The organism is Streptomyces sp. NPDC006610 (assembly GCF_040611575.1).
In the GTDB taxonomy this organism is placed as follows: Bacteria; Actinomycetota; Actinomycetes; order Streptomycetales; family Streptomycetaceae; genus Streptomyces.
Window position 1 is genome coordinate 26,265 of record NZ_JBEXOP010000014.1, and the last position, 14,726, is coordinate 40,990.

Annotated in this window: 14 protein-coding genes; 8 read left to right on the forward strand and 6 right to left on the reverse strand. The window is 73.7% G+C overall.

The annotated features are described in order from the left end of the window. Nucleotides 1-252: 252 nt before the first annotated feature. A complete protein-coding gene (locus tag ABZY13_RS13945; protein WP_356630201.1) occupies nt 253-1,095 on the forward strand; it encodes a DeoR/GlpR family DNA-binding transcription regulator in 843 nt (280 codons plus the stop codon). 21 nt (nt 1,096-1,116) lie between these two features. Here ABZY13_RS13945 and ABZY13_RS13950 read toward each other — a convergent pair whose 3' ends face one another. Next, nucleotides 1,117-2,256, reverse strand: a complete 1,140-nt coding sequence (locus ABZY13_RS13950; RefSeq protein WP_356630203.1) for a PLP-dependent cysteine synthase family protein — start codon at nt 2,254-2,256, stop codon at nt 1,117-1,119. A gap of 296 nt (nt 2,257-2,552) precedes the next feature. Here ABZY13_RS13950 and ABZY13_RS13955 point away from each other — a divergent pair, with 296 nt between their 5' ends. Both ABZY13_RS13955 and ABZY13_RS13960 read left to right on the forward strand, forming a co-directional pair. Then, nucleotides 2,553-2,876 (forward strand): hypothetical protein, encoded by a 324-nt coding sequence (locus ABZY13_RS13955; RefSeq protein WP_356630205.1) that lies wholly within the window; start codon nt 2,553-2,555, stop codon nt 2,874-2,876. A 209-nt stretch (nt 2,877-3,085) separates the two neighbouring features. After that, a complete protein-coding gene (locus ABZY13_RS13960; RefSeq protein WP_356630207.1) occupies nt 3,086-3,628 on the forward strand; it encodes an ATP-binding protein in 543 nt (180 codons plus the stop codon). Between the two features lie 22 nt (nt 3,629-3,650). Here the strand turns inward: ABZY13_RS13960 and ABZY13_RS13965 are convergent, their stop codons facing one another. Both ABZY13_RS13965 and ABZY13_RS13970 read right to left on the reverse strand, forming a co-directional pair. Then, the gene (locus tag ABZY13_RS13965) at nt 3,651-3,932 is read right to left on the reverse strand and encodes an SHOCT domain-containing protein (protein WP_356630209.1); all 282 of its coding nucleotides are present in this window, start codon (nt 3,930-3,932) and stop codon (nt 3,651-3,653) included. A 127-nt stretch (nt 3,933-4,059) separates the two neighbouring features. After that, nucleotides 4,060-5,304 carry an ROK family protein gene (locus tag ABZY13_RS13970; RefSeq protein ID WP_356630211.1) on the reverse strand — a complete coding sequence of 415 codons (1,245 nt, stop codon included), beginning with the start codon at nt 5,302-5,304 and terminating at the stop codon, nt 4,060-4,062. Between the two features lie 206 nt (nt 5,305-5,510). Between ABZY13_RS13970 and ABZY13_RS13975 the strand changes: the two genes are divergently transcribed. After that, complete coding sequence (locus ABZY13_RS13975; protein WP_356630419.1) at nt 5,511-6,668, forward strand: methyltransferase; 1,158 nt, start codon at nt 5,511-5,513, stop codon at nt 6,666-6,668. Here the strand turns inward: ABZY13_RS13975 and ABZY13_RS13980 are convergent. Together ABZY13_RS13980 and ABZY13_RS13985 are read right to left on the reverse strand one after the other, a co-directional pair. Further along, a complete protein-coding gene (locus ABZY13_RS13980; RefSeq protein ID WP_356630213.1) occupies nt 6,658-7,527 on the reverse strand; it encodes a class II fructose-bisphosphate aldolase in 870 nt (289 codons plus the stop codon). The genes ABZY13_RS13975 and ABZY13_RS13980 overlap by 11 nt on opposite strands. Nucleotides 7,528-7,580: 53 nt before the next feature. Continuing rightward, nucleotides 7,581-8,462 carry an SIS domain-containing protein gene (locus ABZY13_RS13985; RefSeq protein WP_356630215.1) on the reverse strand — a complete coding sequence of 294 codons (882 nt, stop codon included), beginning with the start codon at nt 8,460-8,462 and terminating at the stop codon, nt 7,581-7,583. Nucleotides 8,463-8,682: 220 nt separating this feature from the next. On the opposite strand from ABZY13_RS13985, the gene ABZY13_RS13990 reads away from it, so the two are divergent. Beyond that, nucleotides 8,683-9,462, forward strand: coding sequence for a DeoR/GlpR family DNA-binding transcription regulator (locus tag ABZY13_RS13990; protein ID WP_356630217.1), 780 nt, complete (start codon nt 8,683-8,685; stop codon nt 9,460-9,462). 112 nt (nt 9,463-9,574) lie between these two features. Beyond that, on the forward strand, nt 9,575-11,095 hold the full coding sequence (locus ABZY13_RS13995) for an amidohydrolase (protein ID WP_356630219.1): 1,521 nt from the start codon (nt 9,575-9,577) through the stop codon (nt 11,093-11,095). Here ABZY13_RS13995 and ABZY13_RS14000 read toward each other — a convergent pair. Continuing rightward, a complete protein-coding gene (locus tag ABZY13_RS14000; RefSeq protein ID WP_356630221.1) occupies nt 11,080-12,438 on the reverse strand; it encodes a SidA/IucD/PvdA family monooxygenase in 1,359 nt (452 codons plus the stop codon). The genes ABZY13_RS13995 and ABZY13_RS14000 overlap by 16 nt on opposite strands. Nucleotides 12,439-12,522: 84 nt before the next feature. On the opposite strand from ABZY13_RS14000, the gene ABZY13_RS14005 reads away from it, so the two are divergent. Then, on the forward strand, nt 12,523-13,476 hold the full coding sequence (locus ABZY13_RS14005; RefSeq protein WP_356630223.1) for a methionyl-tRNA formyltransferase: 954 nt from the start codon (nt 12,523-12,525) through the stop codon (nt 13,474-13,476). A 192-nt stretch (nt 13,477-13,668) separates the two neighbouring features. Beyond that, a complete protein-coding gene (locus tag ABZY13_RS14010; protein ID WP_356630225.1) occupies nt 13,669-14,685 on the forward strand; it encodes an iron-siderophore ABC transporter substrate-binding protein in 1,017 nt (338 codons plus the stop codon). The last annotated feature ends 41 nt before the right edge of the window (nt 14,686-14,726 follow it).

Genomic DNA, 14,726 nt, shown 5'->3' on the forward strand with positions numbered 1-14,726 from the left:
CCGCGCGGTCACCAGGATCCCGGCTGCGCCCATGATGCACACCCCTCGTCACGGAATCTCCCCGTTCCGTGTGACGCACCGGCAACGATGCGGACACGTTCTTGTCATGTACGCGACGGGACAGGCGGTGGCGCGGCCCCGCGCGTGCCGTGCGAGGATGGGACGCCCATACCGCCGGACCGGGGAGAACGTCCTCGTCGCAGCGGGTTCACGGGTCTGCCGGACGGGTCGAGGAAAGGACCGGAGCGTTACGTGAGCGAGAATCAGAACCTCCTCGCGGAGCAGCGGCGCGCCCTGATCCTGGACGAGGTGCGCCGCCGGGGCGGCGTCCGCGTCAACGAACTGACGCGCAAGCTCGGCGTGTCGGACATGACGATCCGCCGCGACCTCGACGCGCTGGCCCGCCAGGGAGTGCTGGAGAAGGTGCACGGCGGCGCGGTGCCGGTGCTCGAGGCCAGTACCCACGAACCGGGCTTCGAGGCCAAGTCGGGCCTGGAGCCGACCGCCAAGGAGGACATCGCCAGGGCGGCGGCCGAGCTGGTCGCGCCGGGTTCGGCGATCGCGCTGTCGGGCGGTACGACGACCTACGCGCTGGCGCACCGGCTGGTCGACGTGCCCGACCTCACCGTGGTGACCAACTCGGTGCGGGTGGCGGACGTCTTCCACGCCGCCCAGCGCTCCTCGGGGCAGCGGCAGGGCACGGCCACGGTGGTGCTGACCGGCGGGGTGCGCACGCCGTCCGACTCGCTGGTGGGGCCGGTGGCCGACCAGGCGATCGCGATGCTCCACTTCGACGTGCTGTTCCTCGGGGTGCACGGGATATCGCCGCAGGCCGGCCTGTCCACGCCCAACCTCGCGGAGGCCGAGACCAACCGGCGGCTGGTGCAGTCGGCGCGGCGGGTCGTCGTGGTCGCCGACCACACCAAGTGGGGGACGGTGGGGCTGAGTTCGTTCGCGGCACTGGACCAGGTGGACACGCTGGTGACGGACGCCGGGCTGTCGGCCGGGGCGCGGGCGGAGATCTCCGAGCACCTGCGGCGCCTGGTGGTGGCGGGCGAGGAGGAGCCCGGGGCCGACGGCGCCGAGGAGGCCTGACGCGCGGTCCGCCGGGCCGCGTCAGCCGGGCCACACCCCGGTGGCCAGCAGCGTGTCGATCGCCGCCGCGTAGGGGGTGACGTCCAGGCCCTGCTCGGCCAGCCAGGCATCGGAGTAGTACTTGTCGAGGTAGCGGTCCCCCGGATCGCACAGCAGGGTGACCACACTGCCGTTGCGCCCCTCGGCCACCATCTCACTGACGATCTTCAGCGCGCTCCACAGCCCGGTGCCCGTGGAGCCGCCCGCCTTGCGGCCGATGGCCCGCTCCAGGGCGCGGACCGCGGCGACGCTCGCCGCGTCGGGCACCTTCATCATCCGGTCGACGGCGCCGGGAACGAAGCTGGGCTCCATGCGCGGCCGGCCGATGCCCTCGATGCGCGAGCCGCAGTCGCAGGTGACGTCCGGATCGCCGGTGGTCCAGCCCTCGAAGAAGCAGGAGTTCTCCGGGTCGGCGACGCAGACGCGGGTGTCGTGCTGCATGTAGTGGACGTAGCGCGCGACGGTCGCCGAGGTGCCGCCGGTGCCGGCCGTGGCGACGATCCACGCGGGCTCCGGGAACCGCTCCAACTCCAGCTGGCGGAAGATGGATTCGGCGATGTTGTTGTTTCCGCGCCAGTCCGTGGCCCGCTCGGCGTAGGTGAACTGGTCCATGTAGTGGCCGCCGGTCTCCGCCGCGAGGCGGGCGGACTCCTCGTACATGGTGCGCGGGTCGTCCACGAAGTGGCACCGGCCGCCGTGGAACTCGATCAGGCGGATCTTCTCGGCGCTCGTCGTGCGCGGCATCACGGCGACGAACGGCACGCCGATCAGCTTGGCGAAGTAGGCCTCGGAGACGGCCGTCGAACCGCTGGACGCCTCGATCACCGGGCGGTCGGGCCGGATCCAGCCATTGCACAGGGCGTAGAGGAACAGGGAGCGCGCGAGCCGGTGCTTGAGGCTGCCCGTGGGGTGGGTGGACTCGTCCTTGAGGTAGAGGTCGATGCCCCAGTGCTCCGGCAGCGGGAACCGGAGCAGGTGGGTGTCGGCGGAGCGGTTGGCGTCGGCCTGCACCTTGCGGACCGCCTCTTTGAGCCAGCCGCGGTGGGCGGGGTCGCTGCGGTCGACGTCGAGGGTGTCGAGGGCGGCTCCGGCGCCGGTCGGGTGCGGGGTGCGCGAACTCACGGCGGTGCTCCTTACGCTGGGGCGCCGACGGCGCGTCAGGCGATCGGCACACCGATCATATGCGCCCGGCGCACGCCGCTCACCTGCATAAACGCTTCTTTGAGCGGCTCAAAGGGCGACTGGGGGTCGGACGGCCGAAAGCGGATCACACCCGGCGGGGGGCGCATTCGGCCGAGTGCTCCGGGTGACCGTGACCGGCGCGCCGGACCTCTGGCGTTCGCTCACCGTGGCGGGCAGACTGCACGGCGTCAGGGGGCACGGCCCGGAGGGAACGACGCGCGAGGGGGCAGGAGGGCATGGCGGAGCCGGAGTTCAGGGCCAGGGGGGTGCGCATAGGCAAGGGCCTGCGTTCCCTCACCCGGGCCGGGCAGGTGCGGATCAGCGACGGCAGGCTGGAGTTGCTCACCAGCTACGGCAGCGAGATCGACAGCGCGCCGGTGCGGGCGGTGCGGGCCTCCAGGCCCTGGTTCGCGCCGCAGGACCGGGCGATGGCCGACCTCGACGGCAAGCGGTACCTGCTGACGCTGGGCGACCGGGACCCGGCGCCCGGCGAGCCGGGGCCGCCCGCGGCGCGCCGGTTCATCGAGGCGGTGCGCAGGGCTGCCGGGCGCGGTGACTGAGCGCCACGCGGGCCGCGTGCCCGGTCGTCGTCCGCGAGTTGCGGCCCCGAACCCCTTGCGCCACTCTGGACACACGTCACTCTGGGTTTACCGGCGATAACGCTGCGAACCAGCCCGCCGGCCACGACAGCAGGCGGCCGTCTCCACGCAGGCTCCTGCTGGATCCGAACTCCGTGTTCTTCCGGACCTCACGTCGGGGAGTCGCAGCCGTGATCAGTCACCCAAGCAGGCACTGCACGGTGGAGCTCCAGGCCCTGCCGTCGCGGATCGGCCAGATCCGAAGAATCGTATCTGCGCAGTTGCGCTACTGGCACCTGGATCCACTGATAGACCGAGCGGCGCTCGGTGTGACGGAGTTGCTGACCAACGTCCACCGGCATGCCCAGCCCGACAAGACGTGCACCGTGGAGATCGAGCTGCTGCTCGACCGGCTCACGGTCTCGGTGCGCGACCGAGATCCCCGCCTCCCGGTCGTGGAGGACGCGGAACCCCTGGCCACCTGCGGGCGCGGGCTCGCGATGGTGGCCGAGATGAGCGAGAGCTGGGGCGTGCGGCCCGACGGCGACAGGGGCAAGGTCGTCTGGTTCACGCTCCCGACGAGCCCGCCGCCGGCGAGGACGCCCGTCCACCGGGTCCGCCGCACGGCCGCGGAGCCGGCGGTGCGCCGGCTGGTGGAGGCGGGTCCACCGGCGCCCGCCGCCCAGGACCGCAGCCCCGAGCACGCTCCCGCCCGGTCGGCCGTCGCCGGCTGACCGGGCGGTGAGGGGGCGGCGGTCATCCGCCGCCCTTGGATCCGAACCGCTCGTCCAGGACGGACAGCCGGCGCCCGTACTCCTCCTCGTCGATCTCCCCGGAGGCGAAGCGGCGGCCGAGCACCGCGAGCGGCGAGTCGCCCGACGGGCGCTGCTCCCCCATCGCCTGCCAGGGCCCGCGCGGTCCGCGCCACAGGGTGCGCCGCAGCACGACGACGGCCCCGACGACGACGGCCGCCCAGATCAGCGGGAGGAACAGGATCCACGGGCCGGGTCCGCCGTTGCCTTGTGCGAGGGTCTCCATCTCGAACCATCTCCCAGCGGCTGTTTCCGGTTGACGCTTCGAGACTCCCGCGCCGAGGGGGCCCGCGTCGTCGTACGGCCGGCTGCTGTGCGGGTACCGCGCGGGGAGTACGGCGACCGGGGCCGCGTCAGACGGCGGACAGCGCGCCCAGCGGGTCGTCCAGGACCGGCTGCCAGGCCAGTTCGGCCGCGCCGACCAGGCTGTTGTGATCCAGCGTGCAGGGCAGGATGGGCACCCCGCCGCTGCGGCCCCACAGGCTGCGGTCGGCGACGACCGCGCGCAGCCGTTCCGGGTCGGCGTCCAGCAGGGTGCGGTGCAGTCCGCCGAGGATGATCCGGTCCGGGTTGAGGATGTTGACCAGGCCCGCGAGGCCCAGGCCCAGCCGGTCGATCAGCGCCTCGGCGGCGGCCCGGACGGCCGGGTCCGCGTACTCGTGGCGGATCAGGTCGTTGCACTGCTGCAGCAGGGACACCTCGGGGCCCGGGTCGCGGCCCGCGGTGGTGAGGAAGGCCAGCGGGTCGGCCTCGACGTCGAGGCAGCCGCGGCTGCCGCAGTGGCAGGGGCGGCCCTCGGAGTTGACGGTGAGGTGGCCCACCTCCAGGGCGAGGCCCGAACTGCCCGAGTGCAGCCGCCCGTCGAGGACCAGCGCGCCGCCGACGCCCCGGTGCCCGGTGGCCACGCACAGCAGGTCGCGGGCGCCGCGTCCCGCGCCGTGCCGGTGTTCGGCGAGCGCGGCGAGGTTGACATCGTTGGCGGCGAAGGCGGGCCCGTCGATGCCGGCGGCGCGCACGCACTCGGCGAAGATCTCCCGCACCGGCGCGCCCGGCGGCCATGCCAGGTGCAGCGGGTTCAGCGCCAGCCCCTCCGGTTCGGCGACCGCCGACGGCACCGCGAGCCCGGCCCCCACGCAGCGCCGCCCGGTCTCCCGCAGCAGCCGCGCGCCCGCCTCGACGACGGAGCCGAGCACCTTGGCCGGGTCGGCGTCGACGGTCTCGCAGCCGGGCGCGGTCGCCACGATCCGCCCGCCCAGGCCGACCAGCGCCGCGCGGAATCCGTCGGCGTGGATCTGCGCGGCGAGCGCGACGGGGCCGTCCTCGGCGAGTATCAGCCGGTGGGAGGGCCGGCCCTGGGAGCCGGCGGCCGCGCCGGGCCGGGCGTCCACCCGGATCAGACCGAGCGCCTCCAGTTCGGCGGCCACCGCGCCGGCCGTGGCACGGGTGACGCCGAGTTCGGCGGTGAGCACGGCGCGGGTCGGCGCGCGCCCGGTGTGCACGAGCTCCAACGCGGGCCCGAGCGCGCCGCGCCCCCGGTCCAGCCGCGTCCTCGAGGTGGTCCCTTCCCCCGCCGGCCGGGGGTCCGCCTTGCCGCTCATGAGGGCGAGTCTCCCATGATCCGCCGGTGTGCCGGGCGTCACGGCGGCGCGAGCACCCCGGGGCCCGGGGCCCGTTCGCCGGTCACCGGCCGCGGGCCGCTGCCGGACCGTGCCCGCCGGTGCGGCGGGCGTGCGCGCAGGGCGCCGCGAGGCGGACGGGAGGGCGAGCGGCAGGGCCTAACCTGGGCGGCACGATGAACGACCGTATGACGACGCCCTGGGGTGAGCTGGAGCTCGCCCGCTTCCCCGCCGACCCGCGCGACCGCCTGCGCGCCTGGGACGCCTCCGACGAGTATCTGCTCCGGCACCTGGCGGCCGGGAACGTCCCACTGTCCGGGGCCGTCGTGGTGCTCGGGGACCGCTGGGGCGCCCTGGTCACGGCGCTGGCGGCGCGCGCACCGCGGCCGGCCGGCGAGGCCGCGCTGACACAGATCACCGACTCCCACCTCGCGCAGGAGGCGACCCGCGCCAACCTCGCCCGCCACGGCGTCGCCCCCGGGACCGTGAGTCTGCTCACCACGCAGGACGCGCCGCCCGACCGCGTGGACGTGCTCCTGGTGCGCACGCCCAAGAGCCTGGCCCTGCTGGAGGACCAGCTGCTGCGGCTGGCGCCCGGCGTGCACGAGGGCACGGTCGTGGTCGGCACCGGCATGGTGAAGGAGATCCACACCTCGACGCTGGACCTCTTCGAGAGCATCCTCGGCCCGACCCGCACCTCGCTCGCCGAGCGCAAGGCGCGGCTGATCCTCTGCACGCCGGACCCGGCGCTGCGGCGGCCCGCCAATCCGTGGCCGTACGCGTATGCCCTGCCGGAGGGCATCGGGCCGGCGTCCGGGCGGACGGTCGTCAACCACGCGGGCGTCTTCTGCGCGGACCGGCTGGACATCGGCACCCGGTTCTTCCTGGCCCACCTGCCCTACGGGGGCGGCGCCCGGCGGGTGGTGGACCTGGGCTGCGGCAACGGTGTCGTGGGGACGGCGATGGCGCTGGCCGACCCCGCGGCCGAGGTGCTGTTCGTCGACGAGTCGTTCCAGGCCGTGGCGTCTGCGGAGGCGACCTGCAAGGCCAACGGCGTGCCCGGGCACGCGGAGTTCCGGGTGGCGGACGGACTGGCCGGGGTGGCGCCGGGCAGCGTCGACCTGGTGCTGAACAACCCGCCGTTCCACTCCCACCAGGCGACGACGGACGCGACGGCGTGGCGGATGTTCACCGGTGCGCGGCGGGTGCTGCGGCCGGGGGGCGAACTGTGGGTGGTCGGCAACCGGCATCTCGGCTACCACGTCAAGCTGCGGCAGCTGTTCGGCAACTGCCGGCTGGTGGCGAGCGATCCGAAGTTCGTGGTGCTGAGGGCCGTCAAGCGGTAGCGGCGGCCGGCGCCGTCAGGGTGCGGATGACGCCCGCGGCGGTGCGGGCCATGGCCTCGCGGCCGGCGGCCAGGTAGGCGCGCGGGTCGACGGCTCCGGGGTGGGCGGCGAGGAACGCGCGGATCTCCCCGGTCATGGCGGCGTTGAGGGCCGTGCCGACGTTGACCTTGGCGATGCCGCCCGCGACGGCGGCGGTGAGCCGGTCGCCGGGGACGCCGGAGGAGCCGTGCAGGACGAGGGGCACGTCCAGGGCGGCGGACAGGCGCCGGATCAGGCCGAGGTCGAGGGTGGCGGTGCGGGTGGTCATCGCGTGCGCGCTGCCGACGGCCACGGCGAGGGCGTCCACGCCGGAGTCCGCGACGAACGCCCGTGCCTCGGCGGGGTCGGTGCGGGCGCCGGGCGCGTGGACGTCCAGCGGCGGCCGTCCGTCCTTGCCGCCGATCTGCCCCAGCTCGCCCTCGATCCACAGCCCGCACGCGTGCGCCCACTCGACGGCGGCCCTGGTCGCGTGGAGGTTTTCGGCGTACGGCAGGCGGGCCGCGTCGTACATCACCGAGCTGAACCCGGCGTCCGGGGCCTGCCGGAGCAGGGCGTCGCTGTGGACGTGGTCCAGGTGCAGGGCGACGGGCACGGCGGCCCGTTCGGCGGCGGCGACGGCGGCGCGGGCCAGCGGGAGGAGCCGGCCGTGGCGGAACGTGACGGTGTTCTCGCTGACCTGGAGCACGACGGGGGCGTTCTCCGACTCGGCTCCGGCGACGACGGCCTCGATGTGCTCCAGCGTGACGATGTTGAAGGCGGGGACCGCGCTGCGGGCCGCGGCGGCGCGGGCGACCAGGTCGGCGGTGGTGGTCAGGGGCATGGCTGCCTTCCGGGGGCGCGCGGGGACATTGGGTCGGTCCGGCCGGCTGAGGGTCAGGGCGCGAGGATCACCGAGCGGGTCAGATGGCGGGGGCGGTCCGGGTCCAGGCCGCGGGCCAGGGCGACGGCGACGGCCAGGCGCTGGGCGCGGACGAGTTCGGCGAGCGGATCGAGGGCGCTTTCCCGCCACAACGCACCGGTGGACGCGACCTGTTCGGCGAGTCCGACGGGGGCGGGGCCGAGCATCCAGGTGGCCGTGCCGGGCGCGGTGACGCTGATGGGGCCGTGCCGGTATTCCATCGCCGGGTAGGACTCGGTCCAGCACTGGGCGGCCTCGCGCATTTTCAGCGCCGCCTCGTGGGCCAGGCCCACGGTCCAGCCGGCGCCGAGGAAGGTGAACTGGGCGCGGTCCAGCAGCCGCTCGGGCAGTTCGGCGGTGAGGGCGGTGCGGGCGTCGACGACCGCGGCCTCGGTGTGCAGGCCGAGGTGGGCGCGGAGCAGGGTGAGGGCGGTGGTGGCGAACCGGGTCTGCACGACGGAGCGTTCGTCCGCGTGGCCGAGGACGACGGTGTGGTCGGCGCTGGTCGCGACGGGGGCACGGGGGGCGGCGGTGAGGGCGGTCGTCGGGGTGCCTCCGCGCAACCGGCCGAGCAGGTCGAGTACTTCCGTGGTGGTGCCGGAGCGGGTGATCGCGAGGACACGGTCGTAGCGGCGGCCGTACGGGAACTCCGAGGCGGGGAAGGCGTCCGTCTCCCCCTGTCCGGCCCCCTCGCGCAGGGCCGCGCCGCACTGGGCCATGAAGTACGAGGTGCCGCAGCCGACGATCGCGACCCGCTCCCCCGGCGCCGGCAACACCCCTCGGTGCCGGGGCGCCACCGCCGCGGCGCGTTCCCAGCACGCGGGCTGGCTGCGCAGCTCGTCCTCCACGTACGTCATGCAGGAACCCCTCCCCGACGACAGCGGTGACTGTTCCTGCAAGGTACTGCTCACTTTCGAGCAACTTCAAGCATCGCGCGGGAGGTGGTGTGCGCTAATCTCGCCAGGATCGAGGAACGGCCGAGGGCCGAGTCAGGGCCTGGAACGAGGAACGGACCGGGTCGAGAAACGGCCCGGACCGGGCAACGGCCGTGGTCGGTGAAACGCGGGGAGGCCGCGGATGTCGCGCGACACGCGCTGGAAGGCGCTGCTGGAACTGCTCGTCGAGCGTGGCCGGCTGGACGTGGAGGAGGCCGCGGCCGAGCTGTCGGTGTCGCCCGCGACGATCCGCCGGGACTTCGACCGGCTGGCCGAACAGCAGATGCTCGTGCGCACCCGGGGCGGCGCGCTGGTGCACGGGGTGTCGTACGAACTGCCGTTGCGCTACAAGATCGCCCGCCGCCCGTCCGAGAAGCAGCGGATCGCGAAGGCCGTCGCCGAACTCGTCGCGCCCGGTGAGGCGGTGGGACTGACCGGCGGCACCACGACCACGGAGGTGGCGCGCGCCCTGGCCGTGCGCGGCGACCTGTCCTCCGGCTCGCCCGCGCTCACCGTCGTCACCAACGCGCTGAACATCGCGAACGAGCTGGCGGTGCGACCCCAGTTCAAGATCGTGGTGACCGGCGGAGTGGCCCGGGCGCAGTCGTACGAGCTGGTCGGACCGCTCGCGGACGGGGTGCTGGGCCGGATCACCCTCGATGTGGCGGTGCTCGGCGTGGTGGCGTTCGACGCCGTGCACGGAGCGGCGGCGCACGACGAGGCGGAGGCCGCGATCAACCGGCTGCTGTGCGAGCGGGCGGGGCGGGTGGTGGTCGCCGCGGATTCCACCAAGCTGGGGCGGCGGGCGTTCGCCGGGATCTGCGCCGCCGAGGCGGTGGACACGCTGGTCACCGACACGGCGGCGGACGCGGACGCGGTGCGCGGCTTCGAGGAGGCGGGAATCCGGGTCCTGACGGTCTGATCGGTGCGGCCCGATCACCCCGATCGGCGGTTGCCGTTTCCGTCCTCCCGAGCGCGCCCGCCGTCCTACGCTGGTGGCCGGGCTGGTCGGTGGGGACTGCGGGGAGGCGGGGATGGCCGGGTCGGTGCGGGGCGAGGGGTCCGGGGCCGGGATTCCGGCCGCGGTGACGCTCGCCTCGGTGCGGATCGGCGCGGGCGGGCCGCTGGGGTGCGTACGCGTCGAGGGCGGGCGGATCACGGCCGTGGTGACGGACGGTGCGCTGGTGTGCGCCGGGGCCGGGGAGCCCGTGGTCGATCTCGACGGGCGGACCGTGCTGCCGGGGCTGTGGGACGCGCATGTGCACGCCGCGCAGTGGGCGAGCGTGCAGCGCCGGCTCGATCTGTCCGGGCTGCCGTCGGCGCGAGCGGTCGCCGACGCGGTGCGGGAGCGGGCGGGCGGGCTGCCCGCGCGGGAGACGCTCGTCGGGTACGGCTTCCGGGACGGGCTGTGGCCCGACGCGCCGCACCGGTCGCTGCTGGACGCGGTGTGCCCGGACCGGCCGGTCGCGCTGGTCAGCGCCGATCTGCACGCGGCGTGGCTCAACTCGGCGGGCCTGGCGCTGGTCGGACGCGCGGGCCATCCGACCGGTGTGCTGCGCGAGGGCGAGTGCTTCGCGGCGGTCGCCGCGCTGCCCGAGGTTCCGGCGGACGTCCTCGACGGCTGGGTGCGCGAGGCGTGCCGGGCCGCCGCGGCGCGCGGGGTCACCGGCATCGTCGACTTCCACTACGCCGACAACGTCGCCGACTGGTCGCGGCGCGCGGCCGGCGCCCCGCTCGAAGTCCGCGTGGACGCGGCCGTCCACCCCGCGCACCTCGATGCGGCCGTCGGCCGCGGGCTGCGCACGGGGGACGAACTGCCCGGTACCCACGGGCTCGTGCGGGTCGGCCCGCTGAAGCTGTTCACGGACGGGTCGCTCAACACCCGTACGGCGCTGTGCCACGACCCCTACCCCGGCATGGAGGGCACCGGGGAGGCGTACGGCATCGAGGAGACGCCGTACGAGGAACTGGTGCGGCTGATGCGGCGGGCCGCCGCCCACGGCATCGAGCCGGCCGTCCACGCCATCGGCGACCGGGCCAACGCCCTCGCGCTGGACGCCTTCGCGGCCGTCGGCTGCCGGGGCCGGATCGAGCACGCCCAGCTGCTGACGCCGGCGGATCCGCCGCGGTTCGCCGCGCTCGGGGTGACGGCCGGGGTGCAGCCGGCGCACGCCACCGACGACCGGGACGTGGCCGACCGGCACTGGGCGGGCCGCACCGGCCGGGCCTTCGCGTACGCCGATCTGCTGGCGGCCGGGGCCCGGCTGGAGTTCGGCTCCGACGCCCCGGTGTCGCCGCTCGACCCCTGGCTGGGGATCGCCGCGGCGGTGCACCGCACCGACGACTCACGTCCCGCCTGGCACCCCGAACAGCGGATTCCGCTGCCGGCCGCCCTCACCGCCGCCGCGCGCGGCCGGGCGGGGCTCACCGTCGGTGACGCGGCCGACCTGGTCGTGGTGGACGCCGACCCCGCGGACGCCGGGCCGACCACGCTGCGGGCGATGCCGGTGCACGCCACGATGCTGGCCGGCCGCTGGACTCACGGCCCGTACTGAGCCGCCGCGGCCCCCGTCCGGGCCCGGCGCCGCTCCAGCAGGGACCGGTGGATCTCGCCGGCCCGGACGGCGGTCGTCGACAGCAGCGTGGACGTCAGCCCGTGCGTGTGCTCGGTGCCGCCCTGGAGGTAGATGCCGGCCGTGACGTCGGGGGCGGTCTCCACCAGGTGGTCGCGGGTCACCCGGATCGCGTCGCCGTCGTCCCGCAGGCACACCTTGGCCGCCTCGCCGAGCAGGGCGGCCGGGTCGCGGGGCCGGTACCCGGTGGCGTAGACGAGGACGTCGGCGTTCAGGATCCTCTCCTGACCCGTGGGCAGGTACTCCACCACGACGTCCAGGGAGCCGTCCGCACGGGCGCCGACGTCCCGGATGCGGGAGACGTTGAGGAAGCGCAGCCGCTGTCGGCCGGTGACCTTCTCCTGGTAGGCGGTGGCGTACAGGGCCTCGATCAACTCCATGTCGACCACGGAGTAGTTGGTGGACCGGTGGTAGTCGAACAGCGACTGCTTGACCTCGGAGGGCGCGCCGAAGTACACGTCCACCGCGTCCGGGTCGAAGATGCGGTTGGCGAACGGGCTGTCGTCGGCCGGGGTGTAGCCGTACTTGGCGAAGACCGCGCACACCTCCGCCTCGGGGAAGGCACGGTGCAGGAAGTCGACCGCCTCGGCGGCGCTCTGCCCCGCTCCGAGGACGACGGCCCGGCGCACCGGCGCTGCCCCGGCGGCGAGTTCGGTGGCGCGGGGAAGTAACTGGCTGGTGTGCCAGACGCGTTCGGAGAGTGTGGTGCCGGGCGGCACATGGGGTTCGAGGCCGACGGCGATGCTGAGGTCTCGGGCGCGGCGAGTGACCGTGCGGCCCCCCACGCCGCCGTCGCGGCAGACCACGTCGAAGCAGGTGACGGTGCCGGTCTCGTCGCGCACCGGCTCGACGGCGAGGACGTCGTGGTCGTAGGAGACCAGGTGGCGGACGCGTTCGGCGGCCCACTCGAAGTATTCGTGGAACTCGACGCGCAGCGGGAAGAGGGTCTTCTGGTTCAGGAAGTCGATCAGCCTGCCGCGCTCGCGCAGGAAGCACAGGAAGCTGTAGTCGCTGGCCGGGTCGCGCAGCGTCACCAGGTCCTTGAGGAACGACACCTGCATGGTGGCGTCGTCGAGGAGCATGCCCCGGTGCCAGCCGAACCGCGGCTGCCGTTCGAGGAACCGGGCCGCGATCCGCTGGTCCGGCGGCCGGCCGGCGTTGCTCTCCTCGATCGCTATGGCCAGTGCGAGGTTCGACGGCCCGAAGCCGATTCCGAGGACGTCGTGGGTGCTGTCCGGGTTCGATCCCTTGAGCGGTGACTTCACCGTGGCATCGCCTCCCTCAGGCAGCCACATGTTAGATAAGGTAAGCCTTACCTTGCAATGGAGCAGCCGGAGGGGAGAACCGTCATGCGCGTCGTCATGTTCGGGTACCAGACCTGGGGTCACCGCACGCTCCGCGCCCTGCTGGACTCCGACCACGAGGTGGTCCTCGTGGTCACGCACCCCAAGAGCGACCACGCCTACGAGAAGATCTGGGACGACTCGGTCGCCGAACTGGCCGAGAAGAACGACGTCCCCGTCCTGCTGCGCAACCGCCCCGACGACCCGGAACTGCTCGCCGCACTGCGCGAGGCCCGCCCGGACATCATCGTCGCCAACAACTGGCGCACCTGGCTGCCCCCCGAGGTCTTCGACCTCCCGCCGCACGGCACCCTCAACGTCCACGACTCGCTGCTGCCCGCCTACGCCGGCTTCTCCCCGATCATCTGGGCGCTCCTCAACGGCGAGGAGCGCGTCGGCGTGACCGCGCACCGCATGAACGGCGAACTGGACGCCGGGGACATCCTCGTGCAGCGCGCTGTGCCGGTCGGCCCGGCGGACACGGCGACGGACCTGTTCCACCGCACGGTCGACCTGATCGCGCCGATCGTGCACGAGTCCCTCGAGCTGATCGCCTCGGGCCGGGACGCCGGCCGGTGGCTGCCCCAGGACCGCGGCCGGGCGAGCTTCTTCCACAAACGCTCCCGCGAGGACAGCCGCATCGACTGGCGCCGGCCGGCCGAGTGGCTGGAGCGGCTGGTGCGCGCCCAGTCCGACCCGTACCCCAACGCGTACACGTATCACCGCGGACAGCGCCTGCGGATCGTCTCCGCCGCGCTCTCGCAGGGGCGTTACGGCGGCACGCCCGGCCGCGTCTTCATCCGGGAGGGCGACGGGGTGGTCGTCGTGGCCGGGCCGGAGGCGCACACCGGCCGCCACCCCGGACTGCTCCTGCGCCGGGTGCGCACGGACGACGGAGGCGAGTACGCGGCCGGCGACTACTTCCGGACCATGGGCGGCTATCTCACGGACCGCCCGTAGCTCCGGGTCGCCCGGGCCGGGGGCGACGGGACGGGCGCGGCCAACCGCCCTTGCATGCAATCGATTTGAGGGAACGTCACCTTCGGTCCGCGGTCGATGACTTTGACCGGAATGCATTGTGAGGCAAGCCTTACCTTGCTTTACTGACGGCCGTACGCCTCCCCCCAAGCATCCGGCGAAAAGGGACGCACCATGCCGAGAAAGCTCCTGACCGCCCTTCTCTCCGTCACCCTGGCCGCCGGCCTCGTCGCCTGCGGCTCCGTCGAGGAGGACGAGGACGACGCCGGCACAGCGGCGGACGGACCGAGCGCCTCCTCGTCCGTCTTCCCCGTCACCGTCAAGCACAAGTTCGGCGCCACGAGGATCACCGAGGCCCCGGAGCGGGTGGTGGTGATCGGGGGCGGCGGCACCGACGACATCGACGCCCTGTACGCGCTCGGCATCACCCCGGTCGGCATCTCCAAGGATCCCTTCTCCAAGGACGGGATCTACCCCTGGCTCAAGGACAGGGTGGACACCGAGAGGACCACGTTGCTCGACACCGTGAACGGCGTCGACTTCGAGAAGGTCGCCGCGCTCCAGCCCGATCTGATCCTGGCCACCGCCGACTTCCAGCTCGACAAGGAGTACGAGAACCTCGCCGCGGTGGCCCCGACCATCGGCTATGAGACGACCTGGGGCGCGCAGCCCTGGCAGGAGCACGTGCGGGTGGTCGGCAAGGCCGTCGGCAAGCCGGACGAGGCCGAGAAGGTCGTCGCCGCCACCGAGGCCGCGATCGAGGACGTCAAGACCGCCCATCCGGGGCTGGACGGCAGGACGTACACCCTGTCCATCGGCAACACCCCGGCCAAGATCTACACGATCGCCTCCGAGGACGACTTCGCGGCCAAGCTGATGGGCGAGCTGGGCCTGCGGTTGGCGCCGTCGATCACCGGCATCAAGACGGTGAGCGGTTCGCCCACGGGTGAGCTGTCGTTCGAGCAGCTCGACAAGCTGGACGGCGATCTCGTGGTCATCGCGTTCACGACGAAGGACCTCCAGCGGGCCTTCGAGTCGAGCGCGCTGGTCAAGAGCATGTCGGCGGTGAAGAAGGGCAACTACCTCGTCACCGACGTGGAGACGATCAGCCAGCTCCGCAGCCCCTCCGCGCTGGGCATTCCCTGGGCGCTGGACAACCTGGAGTCCGCATTCGCCGGGTTCGACCGCTGAACGCGACTTCTCCGGGTCGCTTCGGGTGTCGCTTCGAGGGC